At 27.7% G+C, this 17501-nt stretch carries 15 protein-coding genes; 11 read left to right on the top strand and 4 right to left on the bottom strand.

The genetic code is table 11. From position 1 onward, the window contains the following. Positions 1-290 precede the first annotated feature (290 nt). Both R4I97_RS08585 and R4I97_RS08590 read left to right on the top strand, forming a co-directional pair. Positions 291-2177, top strand: coding sequence for an McrB family protein (locus R4I97_RS08585; protein ID WP_335784640.1), 1887 nt, complete (start codon positions 291-293; stop codon positions 2175-2177). Positions 2178-2273: 96 nt separating this feature from the next. Next, positions 2274-3647 (top strand): McrC family protein, encoded by a 1374-nt coding sequence (locus tag R4I97_RS08590; protein ID WP_335784641.1) that lies wholly within the window; start codon positions 2274-2276, stop codon positions 3645-3647. A gap of 279 nt (positions 3648-3926) precedes the next feature. Here the strand turns inward: R4I97_RS08590 and aroC are convergent, their stop codons facing one another. Continuing rightward, a complete protein-coding gene (gene aroC, locus R4I97_RS08595; protein ID WP_335784642.1) occupies positions 3927-5036 on the bottom strand; it encodes a chorismate synthase in 1110 nt (369 codons plus the stop codon). A gap of 190 nt (positions 5037-5226) precedes the next feature. Here aroC and R4I97_RS08600 point away from each other — a divergent pair, with 190 nt between their 5' ends. The 3 genes from R4I97_RS08600 to R4I97_RS08610 are packed head-to-tail and all read left to right on the top strand — an operon-like array spanning position 5227 to position 8326. Beyond that, on the top strand, positions 5227-6189 hold the full coding sequence (locus R4I97_RS08600) for a Gfo/Idh/MocA family oxidoreductase (RefSeq protein ID WP_335784643.1): 963 nt from the start codon (positions 5227-5229) through the stop codon (positions 6187-6189). Between the two features lie 53 nt (positions 6190-6242). Then, the gene (locus R4I97_RS08605; protein ID WP_335784644.1) at positions 6243-7262 is read left to right on the top strand and encodes a galactose ABC transporter substrate-binding protein; all 1020 of its coding nucleotides are present in this window, start codon (positions 6243-6245) and stop codon (positions 7260-7262) included. 29 nt (positions 7263-7291) lie between these two features. Continuing rightward, positions 7292-8326: a galactose ABC transporter substrate-binding protein gene (locus R4I97_RS08610; RefSeq protein WP_335784645.1), complete on the top strand. Its 1035-nt coding sequence runs from the start codon at positions 7292-7294 to the stop codon at positions 8324-8326. A gap of 53 nt (positions 8327-8379) precedes the next feature. On the opposite strand, the gene lexA is transcribed toward R4I97_RS08610, so the two are convergent. Further along, a complete protein-coding gene (lexA, locus tag R4I97_RS08615) occupies positions 8380-9006 on the bottom strand; it encodes a transcriptional repressor LexA (protein WP_335784646.1) in 627 nt (208 codons plus the stop codon). Positions 9007-9146: 140 nt separating this feature from the next. Between lexA and R4I97_RS08620 the strand changes: the two genes are divergently transcribed. Then, positions 9147-9680 (top strand): ferritin, encoded by a 534-nt coding sequence (locus R4I97_RS08620; RefSeq protein WP_335784647.1) that lies wholly within the window; start codon positions 9147-9149, stop codon positions 9678-9680. A gap of 25 nt (positions 9681-9705) precedes the next feature. Then, entirely contained in the window at positions 9706-10533 is an 828-nt protein-coding gene (gene lptB, locus R4I97_RS08625; RefSeq protein WP_335784648.1) for an LPS export ABC transporter ATP-binding protein, read from the top strand. A 728-nt stretch (positions 10534-11261) separates the two neighbouring features. On the opposite strand, the gene R4I97_RS08630 is transcribed toward lptB, so the two are convergent. Continuing rightward, positions 11262-12068 (bottom strand): ZIP family metal transporter, encoded by an 807-nt coding sequence (locus R4I97_RS08630; RefSeq protein ID WP_013244716.1) that lies wholly within the window; start codon positions 12066-12068, stop codon positions 11262-11264. A 130-nt stretch (positions 12069-12198) separates the two neighbouring features. Here R4I97_RS08630 and R4I97_RS08635 point away from each other — a divergent pair, with 130 nt between their 5' ends. From R4I97_RS08635 to R4I97_RS08650, 4 genes are all read left to right on the top strand, one after another. Continuing rightward, positions 12199-12528, top strand: coding sequence for a histidine triad nucleotide-binding protein (locus R4I97_RS08635; RefSeq protein ID WP_335784649.1), 330 nt, complete (start codon positions 12199-12201; stop codon positions 12526-12528). A gap of 20 nt (positions 12529-12548) precedes the next feature. Continuing rightward, positions 12549-13367 carry a TatD family hydrolase gene (locus R4I97_RS08640; RefSeq protein ID WP_335784650.1) on the top strand — a complete coding sequence of 273 codons (819 nt, stop codon included), beginning with the start codon at positions 12549-12551 and terminating at the stop codon, positions 13365-13367. A gap of 72 nt (positions 13368-13439) precedes the next feature. Then, positions 13440-14102: a hypothetical protein gene (locus R4I97_RS08645; RefSeq protein WP_335784651.1), complete on the top strand. Its 663-nt coding sequence runs from the start codon at positions 13440-13442 to the stop codon at positions 14100-14102. 20 nt (positions 14103-14122) lie between these two features. Continuing rightward, entirely contained in the window at positions 14123-14869 is a 747-nt protein-coding gene (locus tag R4I97_RS08650) for a hypothetical protein (RefSeq protein WP_335784652.1), read from the top strand. 423 nt (positions 14870-15292) lie between these two features. Here the strand turns inward: R4I97_RS08650 and R4I97_RS08655 are convergent, their stop codons facing one another. Further along, the gene (locus R4I97_RS08655) at positions 15293-17500 is read right to left on the bottom strand and encodes a transcript cleavage factor (RefSeq protein ID WP_335784653.1); all 2208 of its coding nucleotides are present in this window, start codon (positions 17498-17500) and stop codon (positions 15293-15295) included. Between the last annotated feature and the right edge of the window lies 1 nt (position 17501).

Genomic DNA, 17501 nt, shown 5'->3' on the forward strand with positions numbered 1-17501 from the left:
CTTGTCAATTATTTATAAAAAAACAAAATTATTATCAAGCAATTAGCATAATTATTCTTTTTTCCCTTTAACTTTATCAATTAAACCAATTATTCCAGCTATAATCAGACCGATTAAGCAAGTTATTCCTCACATATATTCTCCTTATCTTTTTTGTTTTATTATACTATATATGGGTATATAAGTAAATATGTTTATGTTTTAAAAGTGTAATATAGTTTATTGATTTTTACTAGTAATATTTTATACTGCTATAGTAAATAATCAAAAATGATGAAGAGTTTTTATATATGAGTGATTTTTGGGTAATAAATACAAGTAATTTAAAAAAAGGTGAAAATAAAGATGAAAAATATGTTGATGACCTTGTGAATATTATGATAAAAGAGCATATATGCTTATTTGGATATTTTGAAGATAGTGGTCAAACATTTAGAAAAATAAAAATAGGTGATGTTATAATAGTAAGCCAAAGAATCAGTGAAAAAAGCTACCAAAGAAGTCCTGATAGTAATTATTTTGTTGGTATTGTAGATTCAGATGCTTATGATAGTTATGAAATAGCTTTAACTCAAGAAGGTATTATAAAAGAACTAAATAAAGATAGAAGTAATTTGGTTGATACAGATACAGTTTATAAATTTCAATACAGAAAATTAAAAAACTTTAAGTTATTAAAAGGTAAAAAATTAACATTTAAAGAAGATAGTGAAGATTATCCAACTGTACAACCTATTTATAAATTAAAAAAAAGTAATGATAAAGATAAAATATTGATAGAAGAAATAAAAAAAATAATGGATGTAAATATGATAAAAGAATGTAAAGAACTTTTAGAACAAAATTACAACCTCATACTCACAGGTGCACCGGGCACAGGAAAAACTTATTTAGCAAAACAGATAGCAGCTAAGATTATTTTTGATGATGATAAAAAAGAGTATACAGAAGAATTAGAAGAAGATGAGAATTTTAAAAATCAATATGAGTTTGTGCAGTTTCACCCATCTTATGATTATACAGATTTTGTTGAGGGGTTAAGACCTATTAAAGACAGTAGTGGAAATATTGGCTTTGAAAGAAAAGACGGAGTTTTTAAAGAGTTTTGTAAAAAGGCACTTAAGAATTTAATTGATAGTAAAAAAGATATTTCACAATTGAATGAAGATGCTATTATAAAAAATAATTTACTCGAATTTATAGACTATATTTCTATTGTAATAGATGAAAAAGGATGTTTTGAAATTGAAGGTATTAATAGGAAAGCAGCCCCATTAAAAGAAATAGAATTAAATGATGAAACATTGTATTTTGTTCCAGATATAAAAGCTGATAAACCAATTAAACTAACATTAGATAAATTAGTAGAATTTTATAAAAAATTTTCTGGAGAACTTAAAATAAATAAAAAATGGGATTATCAAAACTTTATAGCTAAATTTGGACTTAAAGGTCAACATACGTATGTTCATGGATTTTTAAAAGCATTCTATGAAAAATATAATTCTGAAATAGAAAAAGAATTAAATAATAATAATACTGTAGAAAAAGTTGAAAAGAAAAATTTTGTATTCATCATAGATGAGATTAACAGGGGAGAGATTTCAAAAATTTTCGGTGAATTATTTTTTGCTATTGACCCCGGATATAGAGGTGTTAAAGGAAAAGTGCTTACTCAATACTCTAATTTGATAGATGAGGAATTAGAAAAATATTTTTATATACCAGAGAATGTTTATATAATGGGCACTATGAATGATATTGACAGAAGCGTTGAGAGTATGGACTTTGCTATGCGTAGGAGGTTCGCTTGGAAAGAGGTCAATGCTAAAGATACACAAGAGAGTATATTAAAAGATTTAGATGATAGTATAAAACAAGATGCAATTGATAGAATGAATGCTTTAAATAATGCAATTAGTGAAATAGAAGGCTTTAATTCTTCTTATCATATAGGGGCTTCTTATTTCTTGAAGCTAAAAAATTATTATAATGGTAATAATAAAGAAGATGCATTTAAAAGTTTGTGGGATAACCATTTGAAAGGGCTTTTATTTGAGTATTTGAGAGGTATGCCTGATATAAATGATAAACTTAAAAAGTTAGAATATTCTTATAATGTGTTACCTGCTAACAATACAAAACAAGATACTAATGATAATAATATAGATAATTGATAAATTTTAAAATAAGTAAGAGCCAAAAATGCAGCCTTTTTGGTTCTTTGTGGCAACAAAAGAACTGGGGTGCGGGGCAAAGCCCTGCAATAATAAATGAATATAAACAATAAAATTATTAAATTAAAAGATAATACTAAACATGAAATACATAACAATATTTCAGAAGAAAATATAATCTCAATAAAAGAAATTTCAGGCAAAACTATATCAGCTATAAAAGATAATATTATAATATTTCCTAACTCCATAAAAGAAAGTAAAGACTTAGAAGAAGAGAGCAGAATATTTGATATAATAAATGATAGTATACACACCAATAATATAATGGGCTTTATTAGCTACAATAATACACAAATAAAAATTTCTTCAAGATTTGCTTTCAATGATAATGAAGATTATTTTCTGCATTACATGCTTATGAAAGTGCTTTCTCTTAATGTTGTTAATTTGGAGCATAGTAAAGATTATGATGATTCATTTGATTTTTTAATTTATATGTTTATTAGTTTTTTTAAGAGAGCATTAAGACAGGGGCTTTTTAAACAATACAAACTAATAAAGCATAATGATTCTAATGTTAAAGGCACTATTGATATTAACAGATACATTAAAAACAATATTCCTTTTAATGGTAAAATTTCTTATAATACCAGAGAATATAGCTATGATAATAATATCACTCAATTAATAAGACACACCATAGAATATATAAACACAAAAAATAGATATCTTTTAAGCTATGATAATGAAATAAAAGATTATACTCATCAAATATTTTATTCTACACATAGCTATGAGAGAAATAAAAGAGAAAGCATTATAAATAAAAACTTAAAACAATTATCGCACCCCTACTATTATGAATATGAGCCATTGAGGAAAATATGCATTCAAATATTAAGGCACGAAAAGTTAAAGTATGGTAGAGATGATAATACAGTGTATGGATTATTATTTGACGGAGCATGGCTATTTGAGGAATATTTAAACACTATTTTGAAGCAAATTAATTTTGAACATTCTGAAAATAAAACAGGGAAAGACCCTTTTCATTTGCTTATTAATGACAATAGAGGCAGATGGAAAATTTATCCTGACTTTCATAAATTATCAGATGACAATAAAAATAATATTGTACTTGATGCTAAATATAAAAGCCTTGATAAAAAAATCAATGAAGATAAAGATTATATAAATAGAGAAGATAGATTGCAGATAGTTTCTTATGCCTATACACTTAATGCTAAAAAGGCTGGTTTTATTTATCCTGTTGAAATTGATAATTATAAAGAAGATAGCTATATAGGAAATCTAAATAATGAATATAATAATGCTGATTGTAAGATATGTAAATATGCTTTAAAAATTCCATCAAAAAAATTAAACGGAGAGAATTTTAATAATATAAAAGATTTCATTGAAACAATGGGGAGTTTAGAAAAAGAATTAGTCTCTAAGCTTAATTAATATATATTGAAAATTTTTAAGTTTATTAAAATTTATGAATAAAAATATTTGCGGGGCTTTGCCCCACACCCCAGTTCTTTTACGACCGTAGGAAGTGCCTTCGGTATTGGTATAAAAGAACCAAAAGAACTGCATTTCTTAACATAAAATATAGGTATTATATTTTATTCATATTCCAACATATAAAGCTATAATACTTGAACTTTTTTCGAAGTGTATCAATAAGTAAAAAACTTTATTGTTAGAAAAAGTTTATAATTATAATTTATAAAAATATAATTAGTATATTTTTCCTTTCATGTCCAAACATAAATCAAGTATGCTTATAGCAAGTGCTGCCTCTACAACCGCGACAGCTCTCACAGCAATGCAAGGGTCATGACGCCCTTTTATAGTTAAAATCTCTTCTTCTTTCGTTTCTATGTTTAAGGTTAATTGCTCTTTAGATATTGATGGAGTAGGCTTTATTGCCACATTTACCACTATAGGCATTCCGTTAGAAATGCCGCCCAATATTCCGCCATTGTTATTAGTTTTTGTCTCTATAGTTTTTATGTTGCTGCTTTCTTTTATGGTGTATGCATCGTTACATTCGCTTGCCTTATAGTTTACAAAATCAAAACCGATTCCAAACTCCACACCTTTTACTGCAGGTACAGCAAACATAGAAGAAGAAATTCTGCTCTCTATTGAAGAATAAAAAGGGTCTCCAAATCCAGCAGGCACATTAAAAGCAACCGCTGTTATAATTCCGCCTACAGAATCCATATCAAGTTTAGCTTTCTCTATAGTGCTAATCATCTTCTCCATAGCATCATCATCAAATACGCTCAATTCTTTATTATAATTTTTTATAAACTCCTCATAACTTGGAAGCTCATTATTAGGATATTTATCTTTTATATTGTATATTTGTTTTATATGTCCTGCTATATTTATGTCAAACTTTTCTTTAAGAGCTAATTTAGCCAAAGCACCCGCAAATACTAAAGGAGCAGTAAGCCTTCCAGAAAAATGCCCGCCTCCTCTTATATCATTAAAACCTTCGTATCTAAGCATAGCAGTATAATCACTATGCGAAGGTCTAGGTAAGACTTTTAAATTGGAATAATCTCCGCTTCTTTTGTTTTCGTTTTTTATAATAGAAGCTATTGGCATACCTGTGCTTATATTATCCAAAACTCCTGATAATATTTCAACTTTATCGCTTTCTTGCCTTGTTGTAGAGAGTTTGTTGTTTTTAGCTCTTCTTCTCTCCATTTCACTTTCTACAAAATTATTATCTATATTTATTCCATAAGGAAATCCATCTAATACACACCCTATAGCCTCTCCGTGAGATTCCCCAAAAATGCTTAATTTCAAATTATTGCCAAATACACTTCCCATTATTCTATATTCCTAAAGTTAGTTTTTTTATTAGTATATATTATTTTTTATAAACTTTCTATAATTAAACTATTTAATATATTATATAATCAATTATTCTTAAATAAAATATCAATTTGTTATTGAATTTTGTTATATTATGATTATAATCTTTAAAGTTTAATTTTGTGTGTAAAAGGATATTATTATAATGGATAAAGTAAATATTTCCCTTATAGGTGTAGGCAGAATGGGGCAATTTCACCTTAATGTTATAAATCAAATAGAAAGTATTAATTTAACGGGTATATATGATGCTGATGAAAATCATCTTAATGAAGTATCTAATAAATATAATATTAATAAATTTAATAGTTTAGATGAAGCTATAGACAATTCAGAGGCAGTAATAATAGCAAGCCCAACAAAGTTTCATTTTGAAATAGCAAAGAAAGCTTTAGAAAAGTCCAGACATGTATTGGTTGAAAAGCCAATGACAGAAACATATTTACAAGCTAAAGAATTACAAGAGATAGTAAATAAAAAAAATCTCATACTTCAAGTAGGACACGTTGAGAGATTTAATGGAGCAGTACAAGAGCTTCATCATATAATAGAAAAACCTTATCTAATAGAGGCAAGAAGATTAGCGCCATTTACACCTCGTATTACAGATGTTGGTGTTGTATTTGATATAATGATTCATGATTTAGATATAGTAACTTCACTTGTAAAAAAGCCTGTTATAAGATTTTCAGCAAGCGGTAAGAGAGTAAGAACAAACAACGAAGATATTGCAAGTGCTTTATTAGAGTTTGAAGATGAAACCATAGCAACAGTAAGCGCAAGCAGAATTACACAAGAGAAAATTAGAACTTTAGCCATAAGTACAGAAGATGCTTATTTTATATTGGATTATGCTACACAAGATATTACAATACATAGACAAGCAAGCAGCGAGAGCAAAATAAAAACTTCTATAGGAATCAATTATACTCAAGAATCTATTATAGAGAGAGTGTTTATTCATAGAGATAATCCATTAAAATTGGAAGATGAGCATTTTGCAAACTGTATATTAGGAAAAGATAAAAGATTTGTTTCTGTAGAAAATGATGTAAATACTATTAAATTAACAGAGGATATACTCAAAAAAATTAAAGAAACTTGGTAATAAATTATCTTGACAACAAAAACATATTTAACTATAATTAAATTGAGGTATTTATGGTCAGGCGAGTATTAAATTTTGTTATTTTATTATTTATATCATCTTCTTTAATATTTACTCAAAATAAAAAAAGCACTATAGGTATAGCTTTATATAGGTTTGATGATGATTATACACAATATTTAAAAAGTTATATAGAGAAAAATATTGGAAACAAAGCTTCTTTAACTATAGTAAATTCTCATAATAGCCAAGTAACGCAGAATGACCAAGTAGAAATATTTTTAAATAAAAAAGTTAATCTTATAGCAATTAATTTAGTAAATGAAAGTTATGCTCAAACTATAATAAATAAAGTAAGCGTTAGAAATATACCTATTATTTTTTTTAACAAGGAACCGGATTTAGAAGCTCTTAATAGTTATAATAATGTTTGGTATATTGGAGGAAGCAGTGAGAATGCAGGAACGGTTCAGGGAAGAGTTATAGCAGATAGTTGGAAGTCTCATGCTAATTGGGATAAGAATGAAGATGGAAAGATTCAATGCGTAATAATAAAAGGAAGAACTAATGGCTTTGAGAGTGAGAATAGAACTCAGTATATGAAAGATTATTTAAAAAGAAATAATATTAAACTTGATATATTAGCTGAGGTTTATTCTCTTGATAATAGAAAAACTGCTTCTATGGAAATGGATAAACTAATGGCTAAATATTCCAAGAAAATAGAATATATCATCGCTAATGATGATAATATGGCATTGGGGGCATTAGATTCTATAAAAAAATTGGGTTTTAATAATAACAGCAGAATGCTTAATTATATACCTATAGTAGGAATTGGCGGTATACCAGAATGTTTACAAGAGATAAAAAATTATTCTGTATTTGCTACAGTAATGCAAAACCCTTCTACTCAGGCAGAAGTTTTATCTAAGGTTTCATTAAATATAATAAATAATAAATCACCATTAGACGGCACAACTTTGAGTTTTGATAATAATAAATATATTTTTGTGCCTTATATACCTGTAACTATGTTTAATTTGGATAGGGCTATTGAAATTTATAAATAATATTTTTATTTAAAAATAGGAGTAATTTTATGAGCAAATTTATTTTTTCATTGCTATTATTTTTATCTATTTTTTATAGTTGTTCATCGAATAAGGCTAGTGATTCTAATGATAAGGCAATAGATGTTGCTGTGGCTATATATAGATATGATGATAGTTTTATTTCTTTTATGAGAAGGAATATAGAAACATTTTTAAAATCTAATAATGTAAAGTTTACTATGTATGATGCTGAGAATGATCAAGTTAAGCAGCATGACCAAATAGATGCGGCTATACAGAGAAATGTTGATGCTCTTGCTATTAATTTAGTTGATCCTTTAGCTGCTAATTTGGTTATAGAGAAAGTTAAACCTTCTAATATACCTGTAATATTTTTTAATAAAGAACCTAAAAAAGAAGATTTATTGAGTTATGATAAGGTTTGGTATGTTGGAACTAGAAGCGTGGAGTCTGGAGATATGCAAGGGGAGATAGTATTGAAGGCTTGGCTTTCAAATGCTTCTTTAGATAAAAACAAAGATGGAAAGATACAATATGTTTTGCTCAAAGGTGAAGAGGGGCACCCAGATGCTGAAGGAAGAACTGAGAGAATTAAGGCTGTATTAGAAGAAAATGGGATTGTATTAGAAGAGTTAGAGATGAATAATGCCAATTGGGATATACTTCAGGCACAAACTTTAATGGATGCTTGGATAAAAAAACATGAGAACAATATAGAGTTTATTTTCTCTAATAATGATGCTATGGCTTTGGGGGCTTTAAAATCTATACAAAAAGAGGGTTATAATATAGGCGATAGTAATAAGTTTATACCAATAGTAGGAGTTGATGCTATACCGGAAGTAATAGAAGAGATAAAGAAAGGCGCTATACTTGGCACAGTATTACAGAGCCCTAAAGATCAGGCTAAGGCTATAGTTGATATGGTTATAAATGTTGTAAATAACAAAGATGTACTTGATGGTACTGGTTATACTTTAGATGAAGTAAAAGCAGTGAGAGTGCCATATAAGGCAATAACTATAGATAATATTAATGATGCTATGGATGCTTATAAGTAAATATTTATAATAATTTTTAAAGAGAGGCTTCTTTTTTAGGGGAGTCTCTTTTTTTATATTTTTAATCTTATTAATCCAACTACTTTACCAACTATAGAAACTTTTTCTTGTATTATAGGAGGATATTCTTTATTTTCGGAAACTAATTTTATGCAGTCTTTCTCTTTAAAAAATCTTTTAATAGTTATCTCTTCATCGCCATTATCATCTATTTTTGCAACTACAATATCTCCATTTTGAGGTTCTATGTTTGAAGGATTAACTAAAACCATATCCCCTTCTTTTATATGAGCATCTATCATAGAATCGCCTTTTACTTTCATAAGGAAATTGTTCTCATCTTGTGCTATTGATTCAGGTAATGGGAAAAAATCTTCATAAGATTCATCAGAAACGTCCATTAAAAGACCAGCCTTAACTTCATTTGTAAGTAATGGTATTCTTATAAGATTATCTTTTTTTTCTGATGTATTTATAGGCACACTTCCTCTTGCTCTTTTACCTGTCTTTTTTACATAACCTTTTTTTTCTAATGCTGTTAAATGCGTTGTTACGGCTGTTGGAGAGGCAAAATTAAAATGAACCATTATTTCTTTTACTGTTGGAGGGTATCCATTTTCATTCATAAACTTTTGCAAAAAATTTAATATATGCTTTTGCTTGTCTGTTAATTCTGTCATATTAGACACCTCATATATATTAGTATAATATTTATTATTATACTATACAAAAATATGATGTCAATATTTATAAATTAAAAATAACATTTTCTTGATATATTTGTTATAATATTATACAATATTTATAGTAGGAGTTATATATGTCTATAATAAAAGAAGATATAATTAAATTATTAAATGAACAATTAAACAAAGAGCTTTATTCTGCAAGTCTTTATTTTAACATGGCTGGATGGTGTGATAAAGAAGGCTTAAAAGGATGCAGTCAATTCTTATATGGTCATTTCAAAGAAGAGACAACTCACTTTGAAAAGTTTAGAGATTTTATTAATAAAGTTGGCGGACAGGCTATTATTACAGAGATGAAAGCTCCGCAAAGCAGTTTTAACTCTGTTGAGGATTTATTTAAAGCTATACTAAAACATGAAGAATATGTTACTTCTTGTATTAATGAATTAGTTGGTAAGGCTATGGAGAGTAAAGACCATATTACAGTAAGGTTTTTAGATTGGTTTATACAAGAACAGTTGGAAGAAGAAGAATTATTTAATGAGATATTAAGCAAAATAAAAATGCTTGGAAATGGAAAGTTAGAGGGAAGAGACCTTTATACATTTGACGGTATTATGGCAGATTTTGATTCTAAAAAGCATTCTGCTTCTAACGAACAATAATAAAATATAATTATAGAGAGGGTATATGTTTCATAAGTTTCTAAATATTTTTAAAAAGAAAGATAAGGATATACCCTCTGCAAATAGAATTACCGTAGACAATTTTTTTAATTATGATAAAGAAAATCCTTCAGAGATAAGGGCAGTAAGTTTAACTAAATTTTACGGTAAAAGAAAAATAATAGAGGATATTTCTTATAGTGTAAAGCAAGGTGAGGTAGTTGGACTTTTAGGGCCTAATGGTGCGGGGAAGACAACAAGTTTTTATATTACTGTTGGTTTTGTTACAGCTACTAAGGGTAATATTTATTTAAATGATATAGACATCACTAATCTTCACATGTATCAGCGTGCTCAGCTTGGTATAGGTTATTTACCGCAAGAGGCTTCTATTTTTAGAAAACTTTCCGTTGAGGATAATTTGCTTTCTATACTTGAATACAATGATGCTTTAACTCAAAAAGACAGAATGGATATTACAGACAGACTGCTTGAAGAGTTTAATATAACACATGTAAGAAAACAAAGAGGCTATACACTTTCAGGCGGTGAGAGAAGAAGATGCGAGATAGCGAGAGCATTAACCGTAAATCCAAAATTTATTTTATTGGACGAACCATTTGCAGGAGTTGACCCTATAGCAGTTATTGATATACAAAATATTATAGCTTCATTAAAAGAAAAGGGACTTGGAATATTAATAACCGACCACAATGTGCGAGAAACTTTAAGGATTACAGATAGGGCATATATAATGGGTAATGGTAAAATATTAGTTCAAGGAAGCCCTGAAGAGATTATAGCAAATCCTTTAGCACGTAAGATTTACTTAGGTGAATCTTTCAGTATGTGATATAAGTTTAAACAATTATATTTTCAATTGTTAGTTTTGTATTTGTGATGGCTTTGTTCAAGCTCTGTGAACACTTCATAACTCCCATATTCTTCTATGACTAAATGGAGTGTCTGCTATATTGGCACAAAGAAGCAAAAAGGCTGCATTTTTTTAGCTTGAAATGTTGGTATTACAATATAGTTTATACATATTCAAAACATGCAAAGTTATAGTACTTGCGTTTTTTGCAACTTTTTTGAGCGACAAAAAAGTTGAATAAAAAACTCATATAAAATATATAGTTGTTTGCAGGGCTTTGCCCCGCACCCCATTTCTTTTATTGGTATAAAAGAAGCAAAAGAACTGCATTTTTTATCCCTGAAATACAGGTATTATTTTATATTTAATACATATTCTAATATGAAGTGCACTTTCGCGAAGCGTTGCCCGAAGTGCGAAAACTTTTTGCGGTGGGAAAAAGTTGAATAAAAAACTCATACAAAATATATAGTTGTTTGCATGGCTTTGCCCCGCACCCCACTTCTTTTATTGGTATAAAAGAAGCAAAAGAACTGCATTTTTTATCCCTAAAATACAGGTATTATTTTATATTTAATACATATTCCAATATGAAGTGCACTTTCGCGAAGCGTTGCCCGAAGGGCGATAACTTTTTGCGGCGAGAAAAAGTTGATAACACTTTTGTAAAAATATATAAATTGATAAAATATAATTGTTTAGCTATTTTATCCCAAAGCAACATCTAAAACCATCATTATAGCAAAACCAAATATAAAGCCGAATACTCCAAAGTGATTATGCTCTTCTGCAACAGCTTCTGGAACCAATTCTTCTATAACAACATATATCATAGCACCTGCAGAAAATGATAATGCTATAGGAAGTATTAATGTAAGTTTAGTAACAGCAATAGCTCCTATCACGGCAGCAATAGGCTCTACTATTCCAGATATTGCTCCAAGTAAAAAAGATTTTGATTTTGAAACACCTGTACTTTTAAGAGGCAAAGAAACAGCAGCCCCCTCTGGGAAGTTTTGAAGACCTATACCAAGTGCTAAAGCCAAAGCTGCATTAAAACTCACCCCGCTATCTCCTATAGAAAAAGCTCCAAATGTTACACCAACCGCTAAACCCTCTGGTATATTGTGTAATGTAATAGCTAAAAATAATAGTATACTTTTTGATAGTTTTACTTTAGCTCCCTCAGTCTCTTCATGACCATTAACTATATGCATATGCGGTAACGATTTATCTAATACCCATATAAAAAATGCACCAAATAAAAAACCCCCAACAGGTATAAGCCAATTTGGTAAATTAGTATTTTCTGACAGTTCTATAGAAGGTGCAAGCAAAGACCAAAAACTAGCTGCAGTCATTACCCCGCCTGCAAAACCATACATAGTAGCAAGTAGTTTAGGTTTTATTTCAGATACAAAGAAAAATACTAATCCTGCTCCAAGTGCCGTAAAAGCAAATGTAATTCCCCCGCCAAATAATGCTAAAACAACTGGTGATGCATTCTCTATCATTAATTACCGCCTTTTATTTTTTTTGTTTTTATTTTATAATTATATATATTATTAAATTAATTTTCAATACTAATTAGTAATAATTATTAATAATTTTTTTATTTATTAATAAATATAGGAGTTTTATATTATGAGTAATGATTGCATATTTTGTAAGATTGTTAAAGGAGAAATACCTTCAAACTTTATAAAAGAAAATGAATATTGTGTTGTGTTTAAAGATTTGAACCCTAAATCTGATGTTCATTTGCTTGTTGTACCAAAGAAGCATTTAAAAGATATAACAGAGATAGATAATGATTTGATGGGAAAAGTGTTAGATACTATTAAAGAGGTAGCTAAAGAAAATAATTTAGAATCTTTTAGAATAGTTAATAATTGCGGAGAGAATGCAGGTCAGAGCGTATTTCATTTGCATTTTCATGTTTTATCTGGAAAGAATTTAAAGGATAATTTTTAAAAAACTAATTAGGAGTTATTATGATAGACAGTCATTGCCATCTTACTTATATATCCAAGAAGGCTAAAGATTTAAAAGATGTTTTAGAGAGAGCAAACAAGGCTGGCATATATTATTTTGTAGACATAGGTGTTCACCCAAGTGATATAGACGAGCGTTTATATATATTATCAGATGCTGAAGGTGTATTTTTTAGTATGGGTTATTATCCAGACTATGCCAATGAAAATGATGAACACACTATTAAAGCTTTTGAATTAAAAATAAAAACTATAAACAAAAAAACTTTAGAAAACAGAAAAAAACTTATTTATGCAGTTGGAGAGATAGGATTAGATTATTATCATGATGATTCCAATAAAGAGGAACAGAAGAAATTTTTTAGTGCTTTATGTAATGCCGCAAAAAATGTTGATCTTCCAATACTTATTCACAGCAGAGATGCTTTTAAAGATACTTTCAGTATACTTAAAGAGGCGGATATACCAAAAAGAGGAATATTTCATTGTTTCAGCGGAAATGTGGAAGATGCTAAGAAAGCTTTAGATTTGGGATATATACTTTCTTTTTCCGGTTCTTGCACATATTTAAAAAATGATTTTTTAAGAGAGGCAGCTAAATATGTTCCTAAAGATATGTTTACAATAGAAACTGATTCTCCATATTTAACACCTCAGAAGATGAGAGGGAGGGCTAATGAACCTGCATTTATACCGTATACTGCAGAAGTTTTGGCAGAGGCGAGGAGAGAGTGTGTTTCAGATATTATGAAGAATGCTTTAATCAATGCTTCAAGAGTTTTAGAGCTTCCTATTGATACTAATAAACTTGTAAATTAACATAATTATTTTTGTTTAAGCAAATTATATATATTACGATAATAACTTTTAAGGAAGACAATTAAAAAAACTATGAGAAAATACTTTACTTTTATAACTTTATTTTTTTTATTATCTTTTTTTAATCTGCTTCATTCTCAGGATATTTCTTTTGAAGAGCTTTATAACAAAATAAAAGATAATTATACAAATATATATCCAAAACGTTTTGAGGCATATATAGAAGGTAAAATAGTAGAAGCTCAAATATCAACTATACCTGCAAAAAATTATCTCTCTTCAAAAGACAAAATCAGATTAAAGTTCACTCTCGTACAAAACTCTAAACCAAACATTGTGCTTGAAAATGTTGATAGTTTTTATGCTAAGATGTTTTCTGTGTTTGAAGAGCCTTTGGAAACTGTTGGATTTTATGCTATTGTATCTGAGAGTTATAGTTCGCTTTCAAAAAAGTTTACTGTTGATTCTGTAGAAGAAGATAATGATAAATATGAAGTTGTACTAAGAGCAGTAGGTGAAAATAAAGACTATAGTATAAACTACACAATAGATAAAAATAGTCTTTTGGTGGAAAGTGCTGATTATTATAATAAAAAATCAAAAATTTATGATGTTGATATATCATACACCAATATTGATAATTATACTGTTCCTGAAATTATTAAATATAAAAGTTCTGACGGTAGAGTAAACTCTCAAATAAAGTTTGTTGATATAAAAGTGTCTTCCAAATAAGTATTATTGGATATTTTATTATGAAAAAAATCTTTATTTTTTGTTTTTTTATTTTTAGCTTTATGAGTTTATATGCTCTTAATGATGATATTAATGCATTATTTAATTTGCAAGGCTCTGGAGATATTGTTTATTATAATAGTGATAGTGTTATAGACAGCAGTGAATATTCTCAGGCAGATAATTTAAAAACAGAATTAGAAAGAGATGGTTATAAAGTATATTCTATAGTGATAGCAGATGTTTTGGGCTCTTCAAAAGGAAATGAGTTTATAGCTTTGATTAGCTCTGTTGAAGGAGAGAAGATATCTGTTTATGGAAGCAATTTAGATGAAAAATTTTCTTATCAGTCTTCGAGAATTGGAAAAAATGCGGCTATAGATTTAGAGAGTTTTTATGATAAGAAAAATGAGGTTGGTATTATAAAATATTATATAATTAATGATAATGGAGAGGATAGGGATATTTATCTTTATATTTTTAGAATAGAAGATAATAAAATTAGTTTGGTTGCTGATGTATCTTATTATAGAGAGATTAATTCTATGAAAAGCGGTGTTGTAAATGAGATGCAATTTGCTTTTAGAGATATTGATGCTGATGGAATAAGCGAGATGTTGGTAGAGTATAAAGAGAAAGTTGTAGGAAGAGATGAAAAGATAGAGTATCAAATTTATAAATTAAGCAAGAATAAATATGAATGTGTAGCTTCATCTTGGCTAGATGATGAATATATAGATTTATCTCCGTATTTTAAAAGAGATTAGTATATATTAAAATTATTTTATGAACTTTTATTATTTAGTGAATATGTATTATAGTTTTTTATGATATAAGTATTATTATGTATTAATGATGTACGTTTTAAATATATTATTAACTTTTTTATATATACCAAAAATTTTTCAAAATCTATTTTTTATTTTAATTAATTTTGGGGACCCAAAGAAGCAAAAAGACTACATTTTTAGGTAAAATTTAAATTTCATAATATATTTAATACACATTCCAATATATAAAGCTAAAGAACTTACACTTTTTGGTTCTTTGACGAAGTCCACACCGCGTAAGGCGGGAAAAAGAACAATAAAAAAATTACAAACCTACAAAATTTTAGTATATAAAAAATAAAGAGTGCAAGATTTGTTACCTGCACTCTCTTTTATTTCTTAATTAAAATATTTATTTAATTATATTTTCCAATTTGGGAATCTCTTTAATACAGCTGTTATTATATCTGTTTTATAATGCTGTTCCAAATTAACCAATTTTTGGAATTCACTAAATATTATTTTTACATCTTCCTCATTTTCTGTTTCTATGAATTTAAGTAAATAAGCCTTATCAAATACTAAATCATATACTATTTTTATTAACTTTCTTCCCTGAGGAGAAGTTTCTTTATTGTCGAGCATTTTTGATAAATTAGGTATTATACTTAATAAACCTATCATTAGAGAGTTTTTATTAATTTTTATATCTCCTTCTATTTCATCATAATACTCACCGTCAAGGATTTTTTGAGCAAAATAAACAAAAGATTCTGGATATTCTTTGTAATGTAAAAATATATCATCTATAGTTTTAGCAAGCATATCAACTTTGCCGTCAGAGAACAATTTATTTACTATTAAATAATGGTTTTTTACTTGAGGTGAATATAATATTTTTAATATAATATTATAATATTCATCTGGTTTTCCTTCTTGTATAGCTTTTACAAATTTATCTCTATAATTTGAAGATGGTAATATCTCGTATATGTGAGTGTAATTATCAACTTCTTTTATAAGTTCAGAGAGCATAGGTATATCTTTGTTAGTATCATTTTGTGTTTTTAGATATATTGTGCTTATTATTCTGCTGTCGCTAGGTGCTTTTTTATCTTTTGATATAGTAACAAAATAATTATACATTTCTTTTGCTTCATCAGAGTTTAAGTTTGGAGTATAAGTGAGATATTCCATATAGATTTGATATCTTTCAAGGAAATTATCTGTCTTATTAAACTTAGATAAACTTTCAGCATCATAGGTTTCTGCTTCTTCATTATAAAGGAAAGTGTTTTTATCAAATTTCACTGTAGTAGAAGCTCTTACAGATTTCTTAGCATTTTCAAGCCATTTATTGTAAGAAGAATCTGCTATTACTATATGAGGAGCAGCAGTTAATTCTTGTTTTAAATCTTTAGTGTTAATAGTTTTTTTGTATTTTAATATTATAGTAAGAAGCTCTGTCGGATTTTCTTCTGCCATTTTTTTAAGTTCATTTAATTTGTAAGCTTTATATACATTTATATCATCTTCTGGAAGAGTTGTGAGAGATTGTATTGCCATATCAAATGTCATTTTTCTCTCTTCTTCTTGAGATACAAATTTGATTTTTAATTCATTTATGTCTATATACTTAATTTTACCAACACCAAAATTTCTATGTATAACGTATTTATCAACATCGTATTGTATGTATTTTTCAAATATTTCTATACAAGCTTTTGGCGGTTTATTAACATTAGTAATAGCTGAAATTTCTTCTATCTTTTCAAAAAGCGTATGATTAGGGTATAATTTTTCATAAACATCAACTAATCTATGTCTAAAAAATTTAGCCTTTTTATTATTTTGTGCTACTATAGCCTGTTCATAATTTAATAGATTTTTAATAGTTTTTAAAGCATCATTAAATCTATTATTCTCAAAATAGTGGAAGAATATTATTTTCCATATATCTATCATAATATTAGCATCAACCAATTCTTTTAAGGCATTTTCATATTTTAATAAATAATTATAATTGTCAGGTTCATATTCAAGCACTTTTTTAATGTTGCTTTCAGCATTAGTTCTTTTTCTAATTAAATTTCTCTCAAAAGCAATTTTGTAATAATGTACAGCACTAGTGATATCTCCAGCCAACTCTTTTGTATGAGCTATCTTTTCAGGTAATTCAGGGTTTGATACATCAAATTTTATTAATCTCTCTAAAATCTCTAAAGCTTCAGTTTCTTTATTTGATATTTGATAATAACTAGCTAAATATCTTAAAGCATAGTCGCATTCATAATATTCATCTAATATTTTTTGTGCAATATATTCTACTATATTCCATTTTTTTGCATTTTTAAATATACCTATAAGCTTATCTAATGTATTATCAGAATAGTTTTGTAGTTTAAGATTTAAAAAACCGCTTGCATATAATGCAGATATATGATTAGCATTTTTTTTTAATTGTGAATTAGCAGTATCTAAAATAGAATTAATATCTTCATTACTATTAATATCATTAATAATTGTAGATAGATCTGCAAAATATTTCACAGTATAATTTAATAAAGGTTTTCTTGTAAAAGTTTCTTCTGAAAATATGTTTTCTAATTTTTGTAGAGCTTCTGACATC

The sequence above is a fragment of the Brachyspira pilosicoli genome, assembly GCF_036997485.1.
Classification (GTDB): Bacteria; Spirochaetota; Brachyspiria; order Brachyspirales; family Brachyspiraceae; genus Brachyspira; species Brachyspira pilosicoli_C.